The organism is Nitrococcus sp., assembly GCF_059432795.1.
Genome location: NZ_JBXWZQ010000103.1, coordinates 1 through 18,753, shown reverse-complemented (window position 1 = coordinate 18,753; position 18,753 = coordinate 1). Strand labels below are relative to the sequence as shown.

Annotated in this window: 18 protein-coding genes, 2 tRNA genes and 1 pseudogene; 12 read left to right on the top strand and 9 right to left on the bottom strand. The window is 61.1% G+C overall.

Annotated features, from left to right (window positions below):
* Window positions 1-8 precede the first annotated feature (8 nt).
* From AC52Q4_RS07655 to ku (AC52Q4_RS07615), 9 genes are all read left to right on the top strand, one after another.
* A complete protein-coding gene (locus tag AC52Q4_RS07655; protein ID WP_495536206.1) occupies window positions 9-329 on the top strand; it encodes a hypothetical protein in 321 nt (106 codons plus the stop codon).
* A gap of 193 nt (window positions 330-522) precedes the next feature.
* Window positions 523-1,158, top strand: a complete 636-nt coding sequence (msrA, locus tag AC52Q4_RS07650) for a peptide-methionine (S)-S-oxide reductase MsrA (protein WP_495536205.1) — start codon at window positions 523-525, stop codon at window positions 1,156-1,158.
* 218 nt (window positions 1,159-1,376) lie between these two features.
* Window positions 1,377-2,021, top strand: coding sequence for a DNA oxidative demethylase AlkB (gene alkB, locus AC52Q4_RS07645; RefSeq protein WP_495536204.1), 645 nt, complete (start codon window positions 1,377-1,379; stop codon window positions 2,019-2,021).
* Between the two features lie 213 nt (window positions 2,022-2,234).
* Complete coding sequence (locus AC52Q4_RS07640; RefSeq protein WP_495536203.1) at window positions 2,235-2,960, top strand: Dph6-related ATP pyrophosphatase; 726 nt, start codon at window positions 2,235-2,237, stop codon at window positions 2,958-2,960.
* Window position 2,961: 1 nt separating this feature from the next.
* The gene (locus AC52Q4_RS07635; protein WP_495536202.1) at window positions 2,962-3,885 is read left to right on the top strand and encodes an ABC transporter substrate-binding protein; all 924 of its coding nucleotides are present in this window, start codon (window positions 2,962-2,964) and stop codon (window positions 3,883-3,885) included.
* Window positions 3,886-3,926: 41 nt separating this feature from the next.
* Window positions 3,927-4,478: a DUF6580 family putative transport protein gene (locus AC52Q4_RS07630; RefSeq protein ID WP_495536201.1), complete on the top strand. Its 552-nt coding sequence runs from the start codon at window positions 3,927-3,929 to the stop codon at window positions 4,476-4,478.
* Between the two features lie 523 nt (window positions 4,479-5,001).
* The gene (ligD, locus tag AC52Q4_RS07625; RefSeq protein WP_495536200.1) at window positions 5,002-7,572 is read left to right on the top strand and encodes a DNA ligase D; all 2,571 of its coding nucleotides are present in this window, start codon (window positions 5,002-5,004) and stop codon (window positions 7,570-7,572) included.
* Window positions 7,573-7,798: 226 nt separating this feature from the next.
* On the top strand, window positions 7,799-8,578 hold the full coding sequence (gene ku, locus AC52Q4_RS07620; RefSeq protein WP_495536199.1) for a non-homologous end joining protein Ku: 780 nt from the start codon (window positions 7,799-7,801) through the stop codon (window positions 8,576-8,578).
* Window positions 8,571-9,548, top strand: a complete 978-nt coding sequence (gene ku, locus AC52Q4_RS07615; RefSeq protein ID WP_495536198.1) for a non-homologous end joining protein Ku — start codon at window positions 8,571-8,573, stop codon at window positions 9,546-9,548. Before ku (AC52Q4_RS07620) ends, ku (AC52Q4_RS07615) begins: the two co-directional genes overlap by 8 nt.
* Before the next feature lie 171 nt (window positions 9,549-9,719).
* Here the strand turns inward: ku (AC52Q4_RS07615) and AC52Q4_RS07610 are convergent, their stop codons facing one another.
* Both AC52Q4_RS07610 and AC52Q4_RS07605 read right to left on the bottom strand, forming a co-directional pair.
* Window positions 9,720-10,097 (bottom strand): hypothetical protein, encoded by a 378-nt coding sequence (locus tag AC52Q4_RS07610; protein ID WP_495536197.1) that lies wholly within the window; start codon window positions 10,095-10,097, stop codon window positions 9,720-9,722.
* A 434-nt stretch (window positions 10,098-10,531) separates the two neighbouring features.
* Window positions 10,532-10,741, bottom strand: a complete 210-nt coding sequence (locus tag AC52Q4_RS07605) for a hypothetical protein (RefSeq protein ID WP_495536231.1) — start codon at window positions 10,739-10,741, stop codon at window positions 10,532-10,534.
* Here AC52Q4_RS07605 and AC52Q4_RS07600 point away from each other — a divergent pair.
* Both AC52Q4_RS07600 and AC52Q4_RS07595 read left to right on the top strand, forming a co-directional pair.
* A complete protein-coding gene (locus tag AC52Q4_RS07600) occupies window positions 10,689-11,054 on the top strand; it encodes a hypothetical protein (protein WP_495536229.1) in 366 nt (121 codons plus the stop codon). The two genes, AC52Q4_RS07605 and AC52Q4_RS07600, sit on opposite strands and share 53 nt — an antisense overlap.
* 298 nt (window positions 11,055-11,352) lie before the next feature.
* Window positions 11,353-12,615, top strand: a complete 1,263-nt coding sequence (locus tag AC52Q4_RS07595) for a TerC/Alx family metal homeostasis membrane protein (protein ID WP_495536228.1) — start codon at window positions 11,353-11,355, stop codon at window positions 12,613-12,615.
* Between the two features lie 654 nt (window positions 12,616-13,269).
* Here the strand turns inward: AC52Q4_RS07595 and AC52Q4_RS07590 are convergent.
* The 6 genes from AC52Q4_RS07590 to uvrY form a co-directional block, all read right to left on the bottom strand.
* Window positions 13,270-13,343: transfer RNA gene (locus AC52Q4_RS07590), tRNA-Cys, on the bottom strand.
* 96 nt (window positions 13,344-13,439) lie between these two features.
* Window positions 13,440-13,515, bottom strand: a tRNA-Gly gene (locus AC52Q4_RS07585).
* The gene (pgsA, locus tag AC52Q4_RS07580) at window positions 13,506-14,141 is read right to left on the bottom strand and encodes a CDP-diacylglycerol--glycerol-3-phosphate 3-phosphatidyltransferase (protein ID WP_495536196.1); all 636 of its coding nucleotides are present in this window, start codon (window positions 14,139-14,141) and stop codon (window positions 13,506-13,508) included. Before pgsA ends, AC52Q4_RS07585 begins: the two co-directional genes overlap by 10 nt.
* Before the next feature lie 93 nt (window positions 14,142-14,234).
* A complete protein-coding gene (uvrC, locus tag AC52Q4_RS07575) occupies window positions 14,235-16,055 on the bottom strand; it encodes an excinuclease ABC subunit UvrC (RefSeq protein ID WP_495536195.1) in 1,821 nt (606 codons plus the stop codon).
* Between the two features lie 157 nt (window positions 16,056-16,212).
* Window positions 16,213-16,863 carry a uracil-DNA glycosylase gene (locus tag AC52Q4_RS07570; RefSeq protein WP_495536194.1) on the bottom strand — a complete coding sequence of 217 codons (651 nt, stop codon included), beginning with the start codon at window positions 16,861-16,863 and terminating at the stop codon, window positions 16,213-16,215.
* A gap of 51 nt (window positions 16,864-16,914) precedes the next feature.
* Window positions 16,915-17,553 (bottom strand): UvrY/SirA/GacA family response regulator transcription factor, encoded by a 639-nt coding sequence (gene uvrY / locus AC52Q4_RS07565; RefSeq protein ID WP_495536193.1) that lies wholly within the window; start codon window positions 17,551-17,553, stop codon window positions 16,915-16,917.
* A 177-nt stretch (window positions 17,554-17,730) separates the two neighbouring features.
* Here uvrY and AC52Q4_RS07560 point away from each other — a divergent pair, with 177 nt between their 5' ends.
* Window positions 17,731-18,561, top strand: a complete 831-nt coding sequence (locus AC52Q4_RS07560; protein WP_495536192.1) for a RibD family protein — start codon at window positions 17,731-17,733, stop codon at window positions 18,559-18,561.
* A gap of 24 nt (window positions 18,562-18,585) precedes the next feature.
* Here the strand turns inward: AC52Q4_RS07560 and aspA are convergent.
* Window positions 18,586-18,753, bottom strand: a pseudogene (gene aspA / locus AC52Q4_RS07555) (aspartate ammonia-lyase); the annotation flags it as partial.

Sequence of the window (18,753 nt, the reverse complement as noted above, 5' to 3'; positions counted from 1 at the left end):
ATACATCCATGAATCTGTTCGAGACGCTCTCCGAGGATCCACGAGTACCGCGCTGGCTGATGCGGGGCGGCCTGATCGGCGCCACCGTCGGATTCTATCCGCTCATGGTCGCCGCGTTCGGTCCCCGGGGCCTGCTGCTTGCCGGAATTCCGTTTGCCGCGGGCTATGCCGTGGCGGTATTCGGTTTTATCAGTTTGGCGGCTGACGGTCTGTGGGGGGGCAAGGGCGTTCGCGAAGGTCTGCTATACGGCCTGCTCGCCGCAATTGTCGGGCTGATTCCGATCGTAAACATATGGATCCCGATTCAACTGGACTGCCGAACCCGATAACGAATCGGTAGCCGAATTCGCAGCGGATCCGCGCATTGCGGGACCAACATACTGTCGTTGCAACCCGAGACGCGGGCCATAGGGACGCCGGCGCATTCGTCTCGGGCTTTCTGGTAGCATTGAAGGAGTTTCCCTCGCCGGTATGCCAGGGTTCCCGGGCAGGTGCCGGCCACGCGTGTGGAGAATAGGTCTCGTGCTTCATCGCCTGACGGGCATCCTCGTTGCGATTCTGCTGCTATCGGGGGTCGCGGGGGCTGGAAATTCCGGCTCGTCGAGCCATGAGCCCGCTGATGGGCTCGCCACGGCCATCTTTGCCGGCGGGTGTTTTTGGTGCATGGAGCCGCCGTTCGACAAGGTCGATGGCGTCTTATCCACTACCTCCGGCTATACCGGTGGACAAGTCGCGAACCCGAGTTACGAGCAGGTCAGCGCCGGCGGCACCGGGCACGTCGAGGCCGTCCGCATCGTCTATGATCCGACTGAGGTCCGCTACGAGCGACTGCTGAACATCTATTGGCACAACATCGATCCCTTGGATGCCGGCGGCGCCTTCTGCGATCGTGGGGATCAATACCGCAGCGCCATCTTCTATAACACGGCAGAGCAAAAGCGTCTGGCCGAGATTTCCAAAAGTCAGCTTGCCGAAAGCGGGCGCTTCGACAAACCCATTGCGACCGAGATCCGGGCAGCCGAAGCCTTCTACCCCGCGGAGCCGAACCATCAGGATTATTATCAAAAGAATCCGATTTCCTACAAGTTCTACCGTTTTTACTGCGGCCGTGACAAACGATTGCGCACGTTATGGGGCAATCAGGCGGGAACCGGCTAGGCCGGGAAAAATGCGTAGGCTACGTTAAAGCCGTAGTGCAGATTGGCTGCAGACAAGCAGCTGTCATTTCTGTGCTACATAGAAGACGCGACGCCAACATAGGTGCGGCTGCCTGGAGGTGTGCACGTAGGCGATCCCGATCCCCGAGGCGGCGCCATATGCTCAGCTAGGCATCGGGTTTTCGTCTTTACGGCCATGCCGGGAGTGACGGTGGGAGTATGAAAAACTTCCTCGATGACACCTCGCGCGGCGACGTTGAGCCGATCGCCGAGGATGCAACTCTCCTCAAGGGCTTGGCAAGTCCGATGGCTGCCGAGTTGATGGCGGCGATCGAGGAGGTGATCGCAGCCGCGCCGTTTCGCCACATGGAAACTCCCGGCGGACGAAGAATGTCCGCGGCGATGACCAACTGCGGGCAAAGCGGCTGGGTCACGGATCGCCGCGGCTATCGCTACACCTCGGCCGACCCGGTGACGCAACGTCCCTGGCCGGCGATGCCCGTGGCGTTTCTCCGACTTGCCGCGCGCGCGGCCCAGGACGGAGGTTTTGCCGATTTCCAACCCGATGCATGCCTGATCAACCGCTACGAGCCGGGAGCACGGCTGTCGCTGCATCAGGATCGGAACGAGCGGGATTTCAGTGCCCCCATCGTCTCAGTCTCGCTCGGGCTGCCGGCCATATTTCTGTTCGGCGGGATACAGCGTGGCGAGCGGCCGAGGCGCATCCGTATGGAAAGCGGCGACGTCGCCGTCTGGGGCGGCTCGGCCCGCCTTGCCTACCATGGCATCGCGCCGCTCGCTGACGGGCAACACTCACTGACCGGCCGTTGCCGAATCAATCTCACGTTACGCAAGGCGCTCTGACAGGCAAGCCGACGCTCAGCGCCCATTAGCCCGAGTGATGCTTCGGACCCTTGACTCTGGGGAGGGGTTGCGGGAGCTGAAATGCACCCCAGTGGTTGACGCCGCGCCGGATCGCTCAGAGGTGCCTCCCTGACGAAAAGGGATGCGGCCTTACCCCAGATATCCAATTGTGTCACAGTGTCCTTCGACTAAGGGCTTGCGCGAGCGCCTCCAATGCAGCGAAGCGAACCGGAAAAAGTGCTTCTCGCCTGGAGCGGCGGCAAAGACAGTATGTTGGCACTGCATGCGCTGCAAGCCGACCCCCGCTACGATGTCGTTGGCCTGCTGACGACGCTAGCTCATGATTACCGCCGGATCAGCCATCATGGCGTACGGGAGAGCTTGCTCGAGGAGCAAACCGCCGCGCTCGGGCTACCTTTGGAGAAGGTTTATCTACCTGCGTCACCTTGCACCAACGCGCAATACGAATCGTGCATGGAGCGGGTGTTGACGCGTTTCGCGGCCCGAGGGATTCAGTGGGTGGCACACGGCGATATCTTTCTGGCGGATCTGCGCGCTTACCGGGAACAGAATCTGGCAAAAGTCGGCTTGCGGGGCCTGTTCCCGCTCTGGGGACGTGAGCCCAGCGAGCTCGTTCACGAATTCGCGGCATTGGGATACAAAGCGTACCTGTGCTGCGTGGACGCGGCCAAATTGGGGCCTGAGTTCGCTGGACGAGATCTCGGGCCCAGTCTGCTCGACGATCTGCCGACAACGGTCGATGCCTGCGGGGAATATGGCGAATACCACTCTTTCGTCTACGCCGGCCCACTGTTTCGTTGGCCGCTGAAAATCACTCAGGGCCATCGCGTAAGCCGGGACGGTCGCCATTTCATCGATCTGTTGCCGCATGAACGGATGCGCTCGGACGCGGCGTCCGAGAGCGCTGTCGGAGAATGACGTGCGGGTCGTCTCCCTTCTGCCCTCAGCCACGGAGATCGTCTATGCCCTCGATCGGCAGGACGACTTGGTGGCGGTGTCGCACGATTGCGATTTCCCGCCGGACGTTGTGACGAAACCGCAGGTAACGAGCTGTGAGATCGCACAAACGCCGCTCGAGAGCGCCGCGATAGACCAGTGGGTAAGCGAGCGCTTGGCTCGCGGTGAACCGCTGTTCCACCTCGACCGCCAACGGCTGACGTCCTTGCGCCCGGAAGTCATCTTGACCCAAAGCCTCTGCCGGGTCTGCGCTCCTGGGCCCGAGACCGTCGCCGAGATTGCGGCCGCGCTCGCCGAGCCGCCACGCATCGTGAACTTGGAGGCCTCCACACTCGCCGGGGTGCTCGACACGATCGAGCAGGTCGCCGCGGCGCTGGGGGTCGTCCGGCAGGGCGGCCGCCTGATCGTCGAGCTACAGCAACGGATCGCCAAGGTCGTGCAAGGCGTTGCGCTCGCCGAGCGCCGCCCGCGGGTCGCATTGCTGGAGTGGCTGGATCCGCTATACTGCGCCGGGCATTGGACGCCGGAGCTGATCAGCATTGCCGGCGGCGAAAGCGTCCTGGGAGAAGTCGGTCAACCGTCGATGCGCCTGACCTGGGACGCGCTGCAAGCGGCGCGGCCCGGCGTGCTGGTCATCGCCTGCTGCGGGCAGACGGCCGAGCGCGCCGCGAAGGATTGGACCCGCATGGCCAACGTGCAGGCGGTTCGAGCGCTCGATGCGGTACGCAACGATCAGGTCTACCTCGTCGATGGCAACGCCTACTTCAACCGGCCGGGACCGCGTCTGATAGACAGCCTGGAAATTCTAGCGGGAATGCTGCACCCTGAGATCTTTCCGCCAAATCAGGACGCTGAAAAAATCCTGCAGCCAAGTCATTGGAAGTGAAGGAAAACCCTCAGCGACGACAACAATCGAGGTATCTCGCGATGTTTCGCCGAACGACCCTGCTGCTGGCCGGCATAATGATCGCCGCGATGGCGGCACGCTTATTGCCCCACCCGCCGAATTTCACTCCGATCGAGGCCGTGGCGCTCTTCGGTGGGGCTTACCTGGCCGACCGGCGCGTAGCGCTTTTGCTGCCCTTGCTCGCCTTAGCGCTGAGCGATCTCGTTCTGGGGTTTGTCATCTATGACTATGGGCTCGTCTACGGCGGAATGGCCTTCGTTTATGCAAGCGTGGCACTGATCGCCGCATTGGGGTCGGGCTGGTTGCGCCAACGGTTAACGATCTCTCGGATCGCGGGCGGCGCGGTAATGGCGGCCATTTTATTCTTCCTGGTGACAAACTTCGGCGCCTGGCTGACCAGCGGGCTTTATCCCCATAACGCAAGCGGACTGCTCGCCTGCTATCTCGCAGGGCTACCGTTTTTCCACTACACGCTCGCCGGAGCTCTTGTCTACACCGCCGTGCTATTCGGGGGCTTAGCGCTAGCGCAGCAGCACACCCGCCTGCCGCTATGCCCGCAGCTGTCCCATTGAGGCGGGACGCGTCTACCCGGCGTTGAGGCCCGCCCTCACGCCGGGACCCGGACGTATCCGGCTCTATGAACGAAGTCCGCAATATGTGCGTAACGGGATGATAACACGTCCGGAGCTCCTAGCGTTCTACCCTCGGAATCCGCCGGCGCCTGCGTCATCGCGGCGCGAGCGATGCGACTCCCGGCCATAGCTCCGTACATCACGACAACACGACAACAGCACCGTCTGCCTACCCTGCTGTGCCGCCCTCGACCGCCGTTCGCACCGTGGATACGCGGTCTCGATCCGATATTTCAACGACCCTCGTCGGCTCCGAACTCCGGGCGGCCCCAGAACACTAAGTAAGTAGTAACGCCGGCAAAGCCGTGGGCATGGCCAACAGGCGATCTGCCGACCCGGCGAGCTGAGACGATCGAATCGAGGCACTGCATAGCGACCGGGGCCGCGGTCGGATACGAGCGAAGCGCTCCACTCTATGCGAGGTATCCGGCTCCATCATCCACGAGCGCTGCAGAGGACGGCAATGGACAGGCTCAAGCAGTACCGCGAAAAACGCCATTTTCGACGTACCCCGGAGCCGGCCGGGGAACCGCCGAAGGAGACGGACGCGACACTCGGCGGACGCTTCGTGCTGCACAAGCACGCCGCTTGGCGCCTGCATTTTGATCTTCGTCTCGAGCAACACGGCGTACTGAAAAGCTGGGCGTTACCCAAGGGACCGGCCCTCGCGCCCGGCGAGAAGCGCCTGGCCGTGGAAGTCGAGGACCATCCCCTGGAGTACGGGGACTTCGAGGGCGTGATCCCCAAGCGGGAATATGGCGGCGGCACGGTCATGTTATGGGATCAGGGCCGTTGGAGTGCTCAAAGGGATGGCGTGCGCGATGGACGCCTCGATTTCATACTCGAGGGACGCAAGCTGCAAGGCACCTGGACCCTTGTGCGTATGAGGGGCGAGATCTCAGAGCGGCAGGTGAATTGGCTCCTGATCAATCGGGCGAATGCCGATTCGGCAACCAAGCCTTCCTCACCGAAACTCAATGATCGAAGCGTCGTCACGGATCGCACCATGGAGCAGATCGCACACGCAGCTCGGTCCGACGCCGGGCGCCCAGCAGAACGTTCTCCCGCGTCTCCCGAGCTGCCGGATCCGAGCCGCCTCAACGGTGCCGTGGCGGATTTACTGCCCCAGGCGCTTCGCCCCCAGCTCGCCACGCTGACGCGGAGCGCCCCCAAGGGCAGCGGTTGGATCCACGAGATCAAATTCGATGGCTATCGCCTAATGGCGCAGCTCGACAAAGGGGCTGTCCGCCTGAGCAGCCGCAATGGCAAGAACTGGACCGAACGTTTCCCCGCACTCGCGGCATCCTTACGGCAACGCCTACCGGATACCCAGGCCGTTCTCGATGGTGAAGTGGTGGCGCTCGCACGTGACGGGCGCAGCAGCTTTCGTCGACTGCAAGAGGCATTGACCTCCGGGCACACCGATCGGCTCGTCTATCAAGTATTCGATCTGCTCCACCTCGATACTTTTGACTTACGGCAGGTTGCGCTGCTGGAGCGCAAACGCACGCTCGCGCGATTGTTGGCCGCGGCAGGCTTCGGCAACGGTCATCGCGTGCGTTATACGGATCATATCGAGGCCCAAGGCCCGACGTTTTACGACCGCGCCTGCCGGCTTGGCCTGGAGGGCGTCATTTCCAAGCGCGGCAGCAGCCATTATGAAAGCGGTCGCACGAAGCAGTGGTTGAAGGTGAAATGTACGCGGCGCCAGGCGGAATTCGTGGTCGGCGGCTACACGGAGCCCAGCGGCCAACGCAGCCACTTCGGCTCGTTACTGCTCGGCGCGTATCAAAACGGGGGCAGGCTCGTCTACACCGGCCGCGCGGGCACCGGCTTCAGCACACGTGAGCTTGCCGCACTGCACCGTGTTCTACGCTCGCTCGAGCGCCCGAACAGCCCGTTCCACGGTGCGCTGCCAAGCGCTCGCAGTGTCCATTGGGTGCAACCGCGGCTCGTGGTGGACATCGAGTACAGTGAGCGCACGCGGGACGGCCGACTGCGGCAACCCTCCTACCGGGGTGTCCGCGAAGACCGGGACCCTAGCGAGATCAGGCTCGACCAGAACGACCGCGACGAGGAACCAACCACACGCGCTCCGACGCCTCGCAAATCCACCTCGCACACGCGCTCGCCCGCGGGCAGCGCGGAAGTGGCCGGTATACGGCTCAGCCATCCGCAGCGCGTCCTGTATCCCGAGCAGGGCGCCACCAAGCTCGCCCTCGCCCGTTATTACGAGGGGATTCAGGATTGGATACTGCCTTACCTCGCTAATCGGCCACTGTCGCTGCTGCGCTGTCCGCAGGGCCGAGGCAAGCAATGCTTCTTTCAAAAGCATCCGGGCCAGGCGATCGCGGCCGATATTCCGAAGCTTTCGATTGAGGAGAAGCAAGGTGCGGCGACGTATTTGTATGTGCGCTCGGTTGCCGATCTCGTGGCACTCGTGCAGGTCGGGGTGCTGGAGCTCCATCCCTGGGGCGCTCGGGTCGACGACATTGATCGCCCGGATGTCATCGTCTTCGACCTCGATCCGGCGCCTGACGTGGGCTGGCCGGAAATCCGCCGGGTCGCCACCGAGTTGCGGGACCGGCTGGGAGCGCTCGGTCTTGCGAGCTTCGTTCGCACCACCGGCGGTAAAGGCCTGCATCTGGCCGTACCCTTTTCGCCCCGGGCCGGTTGGGGAGAAGTCAAGGCCTTCGCACGCGCCGTGGCGCAACGGCATGCCCACGACGACCCCCGACGGCTGACCGTCAACCCATCCAGGGAGAAACGCCGCGGGCGGATTTTCATCGACTACCTGCGTAACAGCCGCGGTGCGACGGCCATTGCCTCCTACTCCACTCGCGCGCGTGCCGGAGCACCGGTTGCTGTACCCATCGGCTGGCATGAGCTGAGCAGCGTGCTGAGACCCGACCGTTACACCATCGACAATCTGCCCCGTCGACTCGCGGCGCTGCGCAAAGACCCATGGGGGGACTTCGAGGCGCTCCGCCGTCCTCTGTCCCGTCAAATGCGTCGGGCCGTGGGCCTGGATTAAGCCGCATCCGGAGGTCAGCGAAAGTGAGTCGTAGCGAGCCCCCGCATTCGGAAATCCCGTGGTGGCTGACTCCAGGCCCCCAGACATGCGAGTTCTGCTTGGCCGCCTTCCACGGCGAGGCCGGTGTTTACTGCGCGGATTGCGACCGGCCGGTCTGCCCGCTCTGCGTGGTGGAGGTCCGAATGAGCGGCGGTCTGCGCTGCCCGTCGTGCCACGCGGGGGGTGAATGATGGCAGCGCGTGCCATGTGGAAAGGCATCATCCGCTTCACCGAGGAGCGTGTCCCGGTCAAGCTCTACGCCGCCGTGGAGGATCGCAGCGTCCATTTCCGGCTCTTGCACGTCGACGATTATGCCCCGCTCAGGCAAATCCTGGTGAACCCCCACACCGATGAGGTGGTGGCGTATCAGCAAACCTATCGCGGCTACCAGGGCGAGGAAGGCCATTGGATTATGCTCCACCCGGAGGAGCTTTCGGCTCTGGAGCCCAAGCCCTCCCGCGACATCAACGTGCTTCGCTTCTTGCCGTTCAAGGCCATCGATCACCGCTGGTATGCAAGACCCTACTACCTTGGCCCGGATGGCGAGGACGAGCCTTACTTCGCCTTGGCCGCGGCGCTCAAGGCCGAGGGCAAAGAGGCGCTGGTACGCTGGGTGATGCGCAAGAAAGAATATCTGGGGGCGCTTCGGGCACACCGAGGCTATCTGATGCTGGTGATGCTGCGTTATGCAGAAGAGGTGGTGGCTATCGACACACTCGAGCCACCGCGAGGGGCAAAGCTCGACGCGAGAGAACTCTCCATGGCGCGCCAGCTCATCGGCATGCTCGAGGCCTCCTTCGAGCCGCAAGCGTATCAGGACGAATACCGCGAGCGCGTGCTCGAGCTTATCGAAGCCAAGAAACGCGGGCAGAGGATGCAGCGCCGCTCGGTGCGCCGCCCGCCTGCGGAGCAAGATCTCACCCGCGCGCTGGAGGCGAGTCTCAAGCGGGAGCATGAACATGCCTGAGAAAAAGGAAGCCCAAGGAAATCAACCGCGCCCGTTCTGGTCGGGCACGATCGCGTTCGGCCTCGTCAATTTGCCGGTGCGGCTTTTCCTTGCCTATCGCTCGAAAGCGGTGAATCTGCGCTTGGTGGATCAGACCGGCACACCGTTGAACCGGCACTACTTCTGCCCGCAGGAGGCACGCGTGGTCTCCAGCGAGGAAATCGTGCGCGGCTACGAGACGGAGGCGAACCGATTCGTTGCCGTAGCGGACGAAGAGCTTGCCGCACTGGCACCGGAAAAATCCCAGGAAATCGATCTTCGGCGGTTTGTTGCGCTCGCCGAGATCGACCCCATCTACTTCGAGCGCGCCTATTTTCTCGCCCCCGGCAAAGGTGCAGTCAAGACTTACCGCTTGCTCGCGCAGAGCATGGAGGCGGCCGGCCGGGCGGGCATTGCGACCTTCGTCATGCGCGGCAAGGAATACTGGGTGGCGATCATTGCCGAAAACCGCATTCTGCGCGCTGAAACGATGCGCTTTTACGAAGAGCTGCGCTCACCCGCCGATGTGGGATTGCCCGAGCCCAAGACGCCTGCCCGCGATCGGCTGCGTAGCTTCCGCAAGGCCGTGCAGCAGCTCAGCAGCGATACATTCGACCGAGATGAGCTCTCCGACCGTCAGAGTCAACGAATACGCGAGCGAGTAAACGAGAAGCTCGCGGCGGGCCAAGACGTAATCGAGCCGCCGCCGGGAGACGAGCCGGATGATGACTCCACTGAACCGGAACAGGATTTGATGGCGGTGCTCAAGCAAAGCCTGCAGCAGAAACCGGCTAGGCAGGCAACGCGTCGTGCCCCGCCGAGCGAGGCAACGAGTCACGCACCCCGTCGATCGAAAGCCGATCTTTACGCCGAGGCAAAAGCGCTTGGCATTGCCGGACGTAGCCAGATGAGTAAAAAGGAGCTCAGCGAGGCTATCGCCAACACTCGGTAAACACCTCCCCATATATTGCGCCGCCTCGCGGGGCAGACCCCTCCACGGCGTAAAATGACGTCGGTCCGCTTGGCGCCCACCCTTAGAAACAAGCAATTCCATGTACGCCGAGAAAACTCGCGTATAAAAAAAAGAGGCGCCTCACGGGCGCCTCCGTCGCGAGTGGCGAAGTTACCACTGATCCGGAACCTTGCCCTTTTCCTGCGAGGGCGCCCGCTCCATCTCCTGCTCGGACTGCGTGGGCTGCACCTCGAACTGCGCGAACTCGCCCTTGTCCAGACTGCCATTGTTGTCGCTGTCCAGACGCTGGAACCGTTCGCTCAAGCGCGTGTTGGAGGCCGCTTCCTGCTCGCTTACCATGCCGTCCTGGTTCTGATCGAGCCTCGAGAAGCTCATCGCATCATGTTTCTGATCCATCGAAGAAGCGGCACCGGAACGCTCGTGGCCCTGCATGCCGCCACCGACTTCCGTCGCGCTCACGCCGCTGGCAATGGCAAGCGCTGCCGAGAATGTCCCAATCATCAACGGTGTCGTCCATTTTGCCTTCATCACTTACTCCTGTTCTTAAGCAAAAATGCGTTGCAATAGCGCGTTCACCGTAATCGCCGGAGGCCTCAAATAACCGGCAGGCTCAATACCGCCGTTCGGAACGACAAGCTCGCCCGAAATACGGTGAGTAAACACGCTTATGCCTCAATGCCGCTCAACGACATTCAAGTACTGAGACACCGGCAGCGACATTTATATCCTGGTGGCGAGGCACGTTTTCATTATCGGCGCGACGTCTGCCACGCTCGTTTGTTAATGCGTCGCAGGGGCCGCTGGACGTACAGGATGCGCATCTTGACCTCGAATTCTTCTCGTGACATGGCGGCCGCTTGAGCGCGACCCGCACGCATTGAAAAAATAACGCTCGCCCTTGTCATCGACTGTCCGCAAGACGAAAGACGGCTTGCAAGGCGTCCATACTGTTCCGTGGCTGCTCAGGGTGTTGTCCGCGACGAAAGACTCATAATAGCGATCCCATGAAACCTTCTAATCGATCCCAGCAACACGTCGTAATAAAGAGTGGCCCATTGCATGATCGTCAAGAATGAATTCAGCTCGCTGCGGTTACTGTTCCAACTCAAAGGCAGCAGCTTGGCGGAAACGTGGCCGCGAATTATCACGGTTACCGCCGTTGCCTGCGTCATGACGTACCTCCAACTAGTTTATGATATTCGAGAACACACACTCACCACGACGCCTTTCACACTCATCGGTGTGGCGCTGAGCATCTTTCTTGGCTTCAGGAATAACGCTGCATATGACAGGTTCTGGGGAGGCCGGCGACTATGGGGAGACTTAGTTGGTCAACACCTCACGAAGCCTTGCAAGACAACCCTATACGCTCATCGACGGCTCAATTCCTTCTTGGTCCCCGTCCGGATAGGCCTGGCAGCCCCCTTCCGGACATGCTGGCGAATTGGGGACGGTGGAATTTTCACTCACTGCAGGCGCTGCTAGTACGAGGGAGGCTCAAGGGGAACTGCACCTTTTGAGAAACGGTCTAACGAGTCCACCTGAGGTGCTGCACGAGCCAAACACAGCCAATGGCTACAGGGACGGACGATATAACAACGTGGGCCTGGATAACGTTCGCGGTCCTGTTCCTGTTATTTTTCAGCCTCGACTTATTCCTCCATCGCGGAGGGCGGCGGCGCTCAGCGAAGAGCGCGTATTTGTGGAGCGTGGCCTGGATTGCCATCGGGCTTGCCTTTAATATTTTTGTTTCGTTCTACCTTGGTGCTGACTCGGCAAAAGAATATCTGTCCGCGTATCTTATAGAAAAAAGCCTGAGCCTGGACAATCTTTTCGTGTTTTTAATTATTTTTCAAAGTTTGAAATTCCGGAAAGATACCAGCATGATGTGCTTTTATGGGGAATTATCGGCGCGATCGTTTTTCGTGCTATCTTTGTCTTTCTCGGTGCAGCCGCACTCGCACGCTATGACTGGATCGCGAAAGTATTTGGAGCGATACTCATATTAGCCGCCTACCATGCATTTCGCAAAAATCCAGCGGAAGAGAAAGAAAATAAGGCTGTCAGCTGGCTTTCCAAGCATCTCCCGGTCACTCAAAAAATTTATGGCCAGCGGTTTGTTGTAAGAGAAAATCAACAACGCGTCGCAACGCCTCTACTCATTGCGGTCCTCGGCCTGGAAATCACCGACATCATGTTCGCCATCGATTCGGTCCCTGCCGCTTTTTCCGTGAGCCGCGACCCTTTCATTATCTATAGCTCCAATGTATTTGCTATTTTGGGCCTGCGGGCGCTTTATTTAGCATTAATACAGGTTATTCTTGATCTGAAGTACCTCCATTATGGTCTGGCGGGTGTCCTGGCGTTTGCCGGTGTTAAATTGATTTTAGCGGACTGGATCCATATTCCCGCACTCGTTTCCGTTTCGGTGACGATATTATTGCTTCTGATAGCAATTCTGGCGAGCTTTTACGATCCAAAAATAATCGGAAAGAAGATAAAAAATAGCCTCGCATCTTTCGTTCATCGCTACGCCAAGAAACGCACTGTCGTTGGAGCAGCTTTACTGGTCGTGATCCTCGCCGCGTCCCCAGTACTATATCATTCGCTTAAAACAGAACCCGACGAAGAGAACTCGCTTGGCAAAAGAGAAGACAATCAAGCGTCGCAACCCAACAATCCGGACACGGAGGATCTAGGCAGCGCAGCACGACCGAGGGGTCAACCGCCGAGAGCGAATAATGATCGCTCCGAGCGCTTGTCTGGGAAACGCATTCATAAAAAAGACGAAGCGGGAAAGGTTTCCCCCGCATCACCAGAGAAAGGGAAAGCGCCAGAAACAATAGCCATGACACAAAGGATAGTCACTGTTCAGCGCGGCGATACCCTGTTCGACATTGCCGAGCGTGTTTATGGCGATCCCAGTCAATGGCGCCGGATCTACCGGGCCAATCAAAAGCAGATAGAGGATCCGGACGCGATCACGATCGGCACAAGGCTGACTATCCCCCTAAAGACAAGGGAAGAAACGGATAGGGGCGGGTGACTTGCGGAAAGGCATTGTCGCTACAGAGGGCTGACGGGCGTGTTGTTGTCGGGGTACTGGCACCGAGGCTTTTCTAGGCTTCGCGTGACCCTACCCCGCGCGTCCCATAATCCGAGCAGCCCGTCAGCGGATAACTTCGCCGTCGTTGGGATGGGCATCGCTCTGATTGCCAGCTCGGATAGCGGACCACCTCCCTCGACTGCCGCAATTGGCGAAGAAATACGGCACGAGCCAAGTTCGCGGGTATTTCGCCCCGACCTTCTTTTCGCTGGGACAACGCTCCGCTGGCTCGGCGTAGGAAAATTTCTCCGCACCCGCACGCCTGAGACTGCAACTTCCTACAGTGGTCCACCGCAGGAACTGCGCTAGCTTTTCAAGTGTGGATTGATTCTTGGATGTTATCTCCTCTCCACCATCCCCTAGGCCGGGCCATGGAAGGGTCCGGCCTTTTTTCTGCGATCGTATCGCGCCATTGCGTCACTCTGAGCGGGATACCATGCGGAGGTGGCAGGCAACCGTTGCTTCGGGTACCAAAGCTTGTCCCGAAGGGGTATTTCCCACGGGTACGCATGACACGACAATGGACTGGCGATTAAAAAAACCCACCACAAACGCGGGCTTAGATGCGAGGTGAAACCGGGTGGGGTGGCGTTATGGAGGCTAGGGCCGGAATCGAACCGACGTCCACGGCTTTGCAGGCCGCTGCATAACCACTCTGCCACCTAGCCGACGAATCGATCAAAAAAGATGTTGGAACGGTCGAGGCCAGGCGCGAGAACCCGTTACCCCAGAAAAAACCCCGGCGACGCCGGGGTTTTGAACTTTGGAGCGGGAAACGAGACTCGAACTCGCGACCCCAACCTTGGCAAGGTTGTGCTCTACCAACTGAGCTATTCCCGCTTTGTATCCGCCTTCATTCTAGTGAGCTCGACCTTGCTGTCAAGTATGTAATTCGGCACCGCATTCCCTTCAACGTGCCCCACCACACGCCAGGCTGCAGCCAGATAAAGCGCCATCGAATAAATCGTCAGCGCGGCCGCAATGTAGAGCAGCCAGAAGCCGATCAGCCAGACGGGAATGCCGTAGATGTCGTGCGCATACAATAACAGCACGATTGAAACCATTTGCGCGGCGGTCTTGATCTTCCCGACCCGACCCACGGCGACGCTCGCCCGCTTGCCCAGTTCCGCCATCCACTCGCGCAGCGCCGAGACAGCGATCTCGCGCCCGACGATGATTGCAACCGGCACCCCCACGGCGGCGGACGGCGTGGCGACGAGAATGGCGATCAATGCCACGGCGATGAGCAGCTTATCGGCTACCGGATCGAGAAAAGCGCCGAAGAGCGACGTTTGCCCCCAACGGCGGGCGAGAAAACCATCGAGCCAGTCGGTGAGACCCGCGAAGGCAAACAGTGCGGCCGCCGTGGCGTTCGACCAAGGATAGGGCAACAGGAATATCAACCCGAGCACGGGGATCAGGATGATGCGCAGCCAAGTGAGTAGGTTAGGCAGATTCCAGCTCATCGGGCCCCTCGCGCGACGGTCAACTCCGTCTTGCCTGCCACTGCAAACTGTAACACGCTACGCACCGGTTCACCGCTACGGATGCATGCGGGCTCAGTCATGCAGGCTCTGGTAAATCCGCTCGGCCAAGGCCCGGCTGATTCCCGTGACCCGAGCCAGATCGTCAATTCCGGCCCGGCGTACACCGCGCAGACCACCAAGCTGCTTGAGCAGAAGCTGTCGGCGTTTGGGACCCAGGCCCGGAATCTCTTCCAGCGTGGAAGTCGTGCGCTTGCGGCTGCGGCGCGCCCGGTGGCCGGTAACCGCAAACCGATGTGCTTCGTCGCGAACTTGCTGCAAAAGATGCAGCGCCGGGGAATCCGGTGCCAGCTGCAGCGCGTGCGCACGACCGGAAATGAACAGGGTTTCCTCGCCGGCCCGACGCCGTGGTCCCTTGGCAATCCCGATGAGCTGCACGTCTTCGATCTGTAATTCCTGGAGCACGATCTGAGCCTGCTTGAGCTGCCCGCGCCCGCCGTCAATCAGCAGAACGTCGGGGATGGGCGCCTCGCCGCGCTTGAGCCGCGTATAGCGCCGTTCCAGCGCTTGGCGCATGGCGGCGTAATCATCGCCGTGCTCAATCCCGGCCACATTGAAGCGCCGGTAATCCGACTTCAGCGGACCGGCTCGGTTGAACACCACGCAGGAGGCCACGGGGGCCTCCCCCTGCGTATGGCTGATATCGAAACACTCGATACGCTCGGGCATACCTTCGAGATTCAAGGCCGTTTGCAGCTCCTCGAACCGCCGCTCCATGCCGGCCCGGGTCGCGATCTGGGCCGCAAGCGCGTGGCGGGCGTTGCTCGCCGCCATCGCCAGCCAGCGGCGCCGCTCGCCGCGCAGGCGCCACTGGATTCGCACGCGGTGCCTGCCATCGCGCGCCAGCGCCTCCTCCAATAGAGTGCGGTCCTCGAAATCGTGACTGACCAGCAACTCCATGGGTATGTCCCGCCCCAGGTAATGACGTGCGATGAACGCGCCCAATGCTTCCGGCTCGCTCGTTCCTTCGGGGATGCGCGGGAAGAAGGTTTGATTACCCAGATTGCGGCCGTTGCGGATCATGAAGACCTGTACGCAGATCAATCCGGCGGCGGCCACACAGGCAATAACGTCAACATCACCCCGGGCACCGGCCACATACTGGCGCTCCTGGATGCGCCGCAGCGCCGAGATCCGGTCGCGCAACCGGGCGGCCTGCTCGTAGTCGAGCGCCTCGGACGCATCTTCCATGCGCTGCACCAACTCGTCGATCACCTGGTTGCTGCGCCCCGAGAGGAACATTTCCACGTGGCGCACATCCGCCGCGTAGGCCTGAGTTGAAATGTAACCTACGCAAGGCGCCGTGCAACGCTTGATCTGATACTGCAGGCAGGGCCGGGAGCGGTTGTTGAAAAAGCTGTCTCGACACTGGCGCAGGGGAAAGACTTTCTTGAGATGGTTGAGCGTCTCGCGAACGGCTCCGGCGCTGGGGAAAGGCCCGAAGTAGCGGCCCGCTTGCTTGTGCGGCCCGCGATGGAAAGCAAGCCGGGGAAAATGCTGCTGCTTGGAGAGATAGATATAGGGATAACTTTTATCGTCCCTTAATAACACATTGTAGCGCGGCCGCAACTCTTTGATGAGGTTGTTCTCGAGCAGCAGCGCCTCCGCCTCGGTGTGGGTGAGCGTGATTTTTACGTCCTGCACCTGCGCCATCAACGCCTTCGTTTTGGCGTTGTGGCCCGTGCGCATGAAATAGCTGCTTACGCGGTGCTTGAGGTTGTGAGCCTTGCCCACGTAAAGCACCGTGCCTGCGCCGTCGATCATCCGATAGACGCCGGGGCTCTCCGGCAGCGTCGCGAGCAGGGCTTTGGGGTTCAAGCGGTCGTCGTTATCCATCCACCATCGCAGCCGCTAATGGGTCGCAACCCGGGGCTCGCCGCGCGCCGGGGCCGGGGCCGGGGCGGCCACAGCCGGCGAGCACGGGACGGATACAGAGCGTGCCAAGCGCCGCGCATCGCGCCTTGCGTGGCGGATGGGGCGGCGAGAGCGTCGGCTAGGTATTCGTTGCCGAAAGCGCCTCTCTGGCGCGGCGTAATACGCCACGGAACATCTCCTCGGTCAATCGCCCGGTCTGCGTGTTGTATCGGCTGCAATGATACGAATCGAGCAACGTGCGCCGGCGCGACAGGGAATGCTCTGCCCCGTGCGCGAAAGGATAATCGCGCTGGCGGTAACCCTCGCATCGCACGACCGCTTCATGCGCGATCCGCCCCAATGCGAGCACGACCCCGCCGGCGGGCATGAGCGCCAGATCATGCCTGAGAAAGCCCGCGCAGTTGCGGATTTCCCCTGCCGTGGGCTTATTCGCGGGCGGCAGGCAGCGTACGGCATTAGTTATGCGACAGTCGTGCAGCGCCAGACCGTCATGGCACCGCTCTGAGTCAGGCCGGTTGGAGAAACCGGTTTCATAAAGCATACGGTAGAGGAGCACACCGGCGTAATCGCCCGTAAACGGTCGGCCCGTCGCGTTCGCCCCGTGCATGCCGGGAGCGAGGCCGACGACTACTAAACGCGCATCGATCGGGCCAAACGCCGGCACCGGCCGCGCGTGGTAGGCGGGGTACAGCGCGCGGGTCTCGCTCAGGAAATCCGCCAGCCGGGGACAGGCGGTGCAATCGGCATCGAACGGTTGCGCCTGAATCATCACTGACTCCGCTGCAATCACAGGGCAGGCCCGGGCCGAGCCGGCATTCCGCTAAGTCTTCTCGATCATCCCGAAACGAATCGCCAGCCGAGTGAGCTCGACGTCGTTGGAAACCCCCAGCTTTTCATAAAGCCGGTAGCGATAGGTGCTAACCGTCTTCGGGCTCAGACAAAGGGACTCCGAAATTTCGTGCAGTCGATGCCCCTCCGTGATCCTCATCATCACTTGTATCTCCCGCTGGGAGAGCTTGGCGAAGGGGTTCTTGGACTGGCCCTTCAGGTTGGAGAGCGCCATTTGCCGAGCGATCTGGGTGCAGATATAACGCTCGCCACGAGCGACCATCCGGATAGCGCTCAACATATCCTGGGCGCTGCAGTCCTTCGTCAGGTACCCCAGCGCACCCGCCTCCAGCAAGCGGCTGGGATAAGGCTCGTTACCAAATACCGTCAGCGCCAGAATCTTGAGGTTCGGGTTGACGCGCAACAACTTCCGCGTCGCCTCGAGCCCACCGATGCCGGGCATGTGGACATCCATCAACACCACGTCCGGACGCAGTTGCCGTGTCACATCCAGCGCCTGCTCCCCCGAGTCGGCCTCACCCACCACCTCGACGCCCTCGGCATCGCAGAGGACCCGGCGAATTCCGGTTCGAACCAGTTGGTGATCGTCGACCAACACAACCCTGATCATCCCAGCACCACCCCCGAAAGCGCGCTATGCATACAAAATAATGGCAGCCGAGATCCTGGCATGCCTCAAATTAGTTCAAATAATAAGCCCCCAATACAAACAATACCCCATCCAACGAGTATCTTTATCTGCTAGATTACCAAGCTTCGCCGATACGGCATCGAAGCTTTTCGGTTCATGACCCCGTCTTTGCTGCGCCTTTATCCACAACCCCTCGAGGCGGTTGCGCTGGAAGGGCTCTACCTCGAGCATCGCCTCGTCTCCGGTGGGCGCTCCGACCGGCTGTTCATTTACGGTAACTTCGTGGTGAGCCTCGACGGGCGGATCGCCATCGCGCAGCCGCCGCACGGTCACCAGTCCGTGCCTTCCACCACCGCGAATCCACGGGACTGGCGGCTGTTCCAGGAATTGGCCGGCCATGCCGACGTGCTCATCAGTTCCGGGCGTTACCTGCGAGATCTGGCAGCCGGTCAGGCCCAGGATACTCTGCCGGTGGGATCGGAACGCGCCTTCAGTGATATCCGCCACTGGCGCCGGCGCAAGGGACTGGCGGCGCAGCCGGACGTGGTTGTCCTCAGCGAAGATCTCGATTTCCCCTTGCCGCAGATGCTGTTGCAACAGGGCCGCACCATCAGAATTTTCACCGCCGATACGCCACCGACCGCGCGGCTCGACGAGCTGGCGGCAACGGGGGTGAGCGTGGAGCGCTTCCCCGGCAATGGGCGCATAGACGGCAAGGACGTCGTGGCACGCCTTGCCGCGCTCGGCGACCGCCGCGCCTATTGTGTCGCCGGGCCGCAGGTCCTGCACACGCTGGTGAGCGCGGGCTGCCTGGACACGCTGTTTCTCACGACCGTCCACCGCCTGCTCGGCGGCCAGGGGTTCGCTACCATCATGCAGGGGGCGCTGCTCGATACCCCGGTGGACTACCGGTTGCGATGGTTGTATTACGATGCCGCCACACCGGCCGGCGCGGGCCAGATGTTCGCCCGTTACGACCGCCTATAGCGCGTCGTTGCCACCGCCGGCGAGTCACCGGCGAAGCCTGCCGCCGGTAAGCTCGTTGGGGTCGAGCAGGCGCTGGAGCTCGGCCTCGGAGAGGTCCGTCATCTCCTTTGCCACGGCGAGGACGGGCCGTCCCTCAGCATAGGCGCGCTTGGCGATCTCGGCGCCTTTTTCGTAGCCGATAACGGAGTTGAG

Excerpts from the sequence above, each read along its gene's own strand:
- AC52Q4_RS07655 (WP_495536206.1), top strand. The coding sequence starts at position 9 with ATGAATCTGTTCGAGACGCTCTCCGAGGATCCACGAGTACCGCGCTGG.
- alkB (WP_495536204.1), top strand. The coding sequence starts at position 1,377 with ATGAAAAACTTCCTCGATGACACCTCGCGCGGCGACGTTGAGCCGATC.
- AC52Q4_RS07640 (WP_495536203.1), top strand. The coding sequence starts at position 2,235 with ATGCAGCGAAGCGAACCGGAAAAAGTGCTTCTCGCCTGGAGCGGCGGC.
- AC52Q4_RS07630 (WP_495536201.1), top strand. The coding sequence starts at position 3,927 with ATGTTTCGCCGAACGACCCTGCTGCTGGCCGGCATAATGATCGCCGCG.
- ligD (WP_495536200.1), top strand. The coding sequence starts at position 5,002 with ATGGACAGGCTCAAGCAGTACCGCGAAAAACGCCATTTTCGACGTACC.
- ku (WP_495536199.1), top strand. The coding sequence starts at position 7,799 with ATGATGGCAGCGCGTGCCATGTGGAAAGGCATCATCCGCTTCACCGAG.
- ku (WP_495536198.1), top strand. The coding sequence starts at position 8,571 with ATGCCTGAGAAAAAGGAAGCCCAAGGAAATCAACCGCGCCCGTTCTGG.
- AC52Q4_RS07610 (WP_495536197.1), bottom strand. The coding sequence starts at position 10,097 with ATGAAGGCAAAATGGACGACACCGTTGATGATTGGGACATTCTCGGCA.
- AC52Q4_RS07605 (WP_495536231.1), bottom strand. The coding sequence starts at position 10,741 with ATGACGCAGGCAACGGCGGTAACCGTGATAATTCGCGGCCACGTTTCC.
- pgsA (WP_495536196.1), bottom strand. The coding sequence starts at position 14,141 with ATGAGCTGGAATCTGCCTAACCTACTCACTTGGCTGCGCATCATCCTG.
- uvrC (WP_495536195.1), bottom strand. The coding sequence starts at position 16,055 with ATGGATAACGACGACCGCTTGAACCCCAAAGCCCTGCTCGCGACGCTG.
- AC52Q4_RS07570 (WP_495536194.1), bottom strand. The coding sequence starts at position 16,863 with ATGATTCAGGCGCAACCGTTCGATGCCGATTGCACCGCCTGTCCCCGG.
- uvrY (WP_495536193.1), bottom strand. The coding sequence starts at position 17,553 with ATGATCAGGGTTGTGTTGGTCGACGATCACCAACTGGTTCGAACCGGA.
- AC52Q4_RS07560 (WP_495536192.1), top strand. The coding sequence starts at position 17,731 with ATGACCCCGTCTTTGCTGCGCCTTTATCCACAACCCCTCGAGGCGGTT.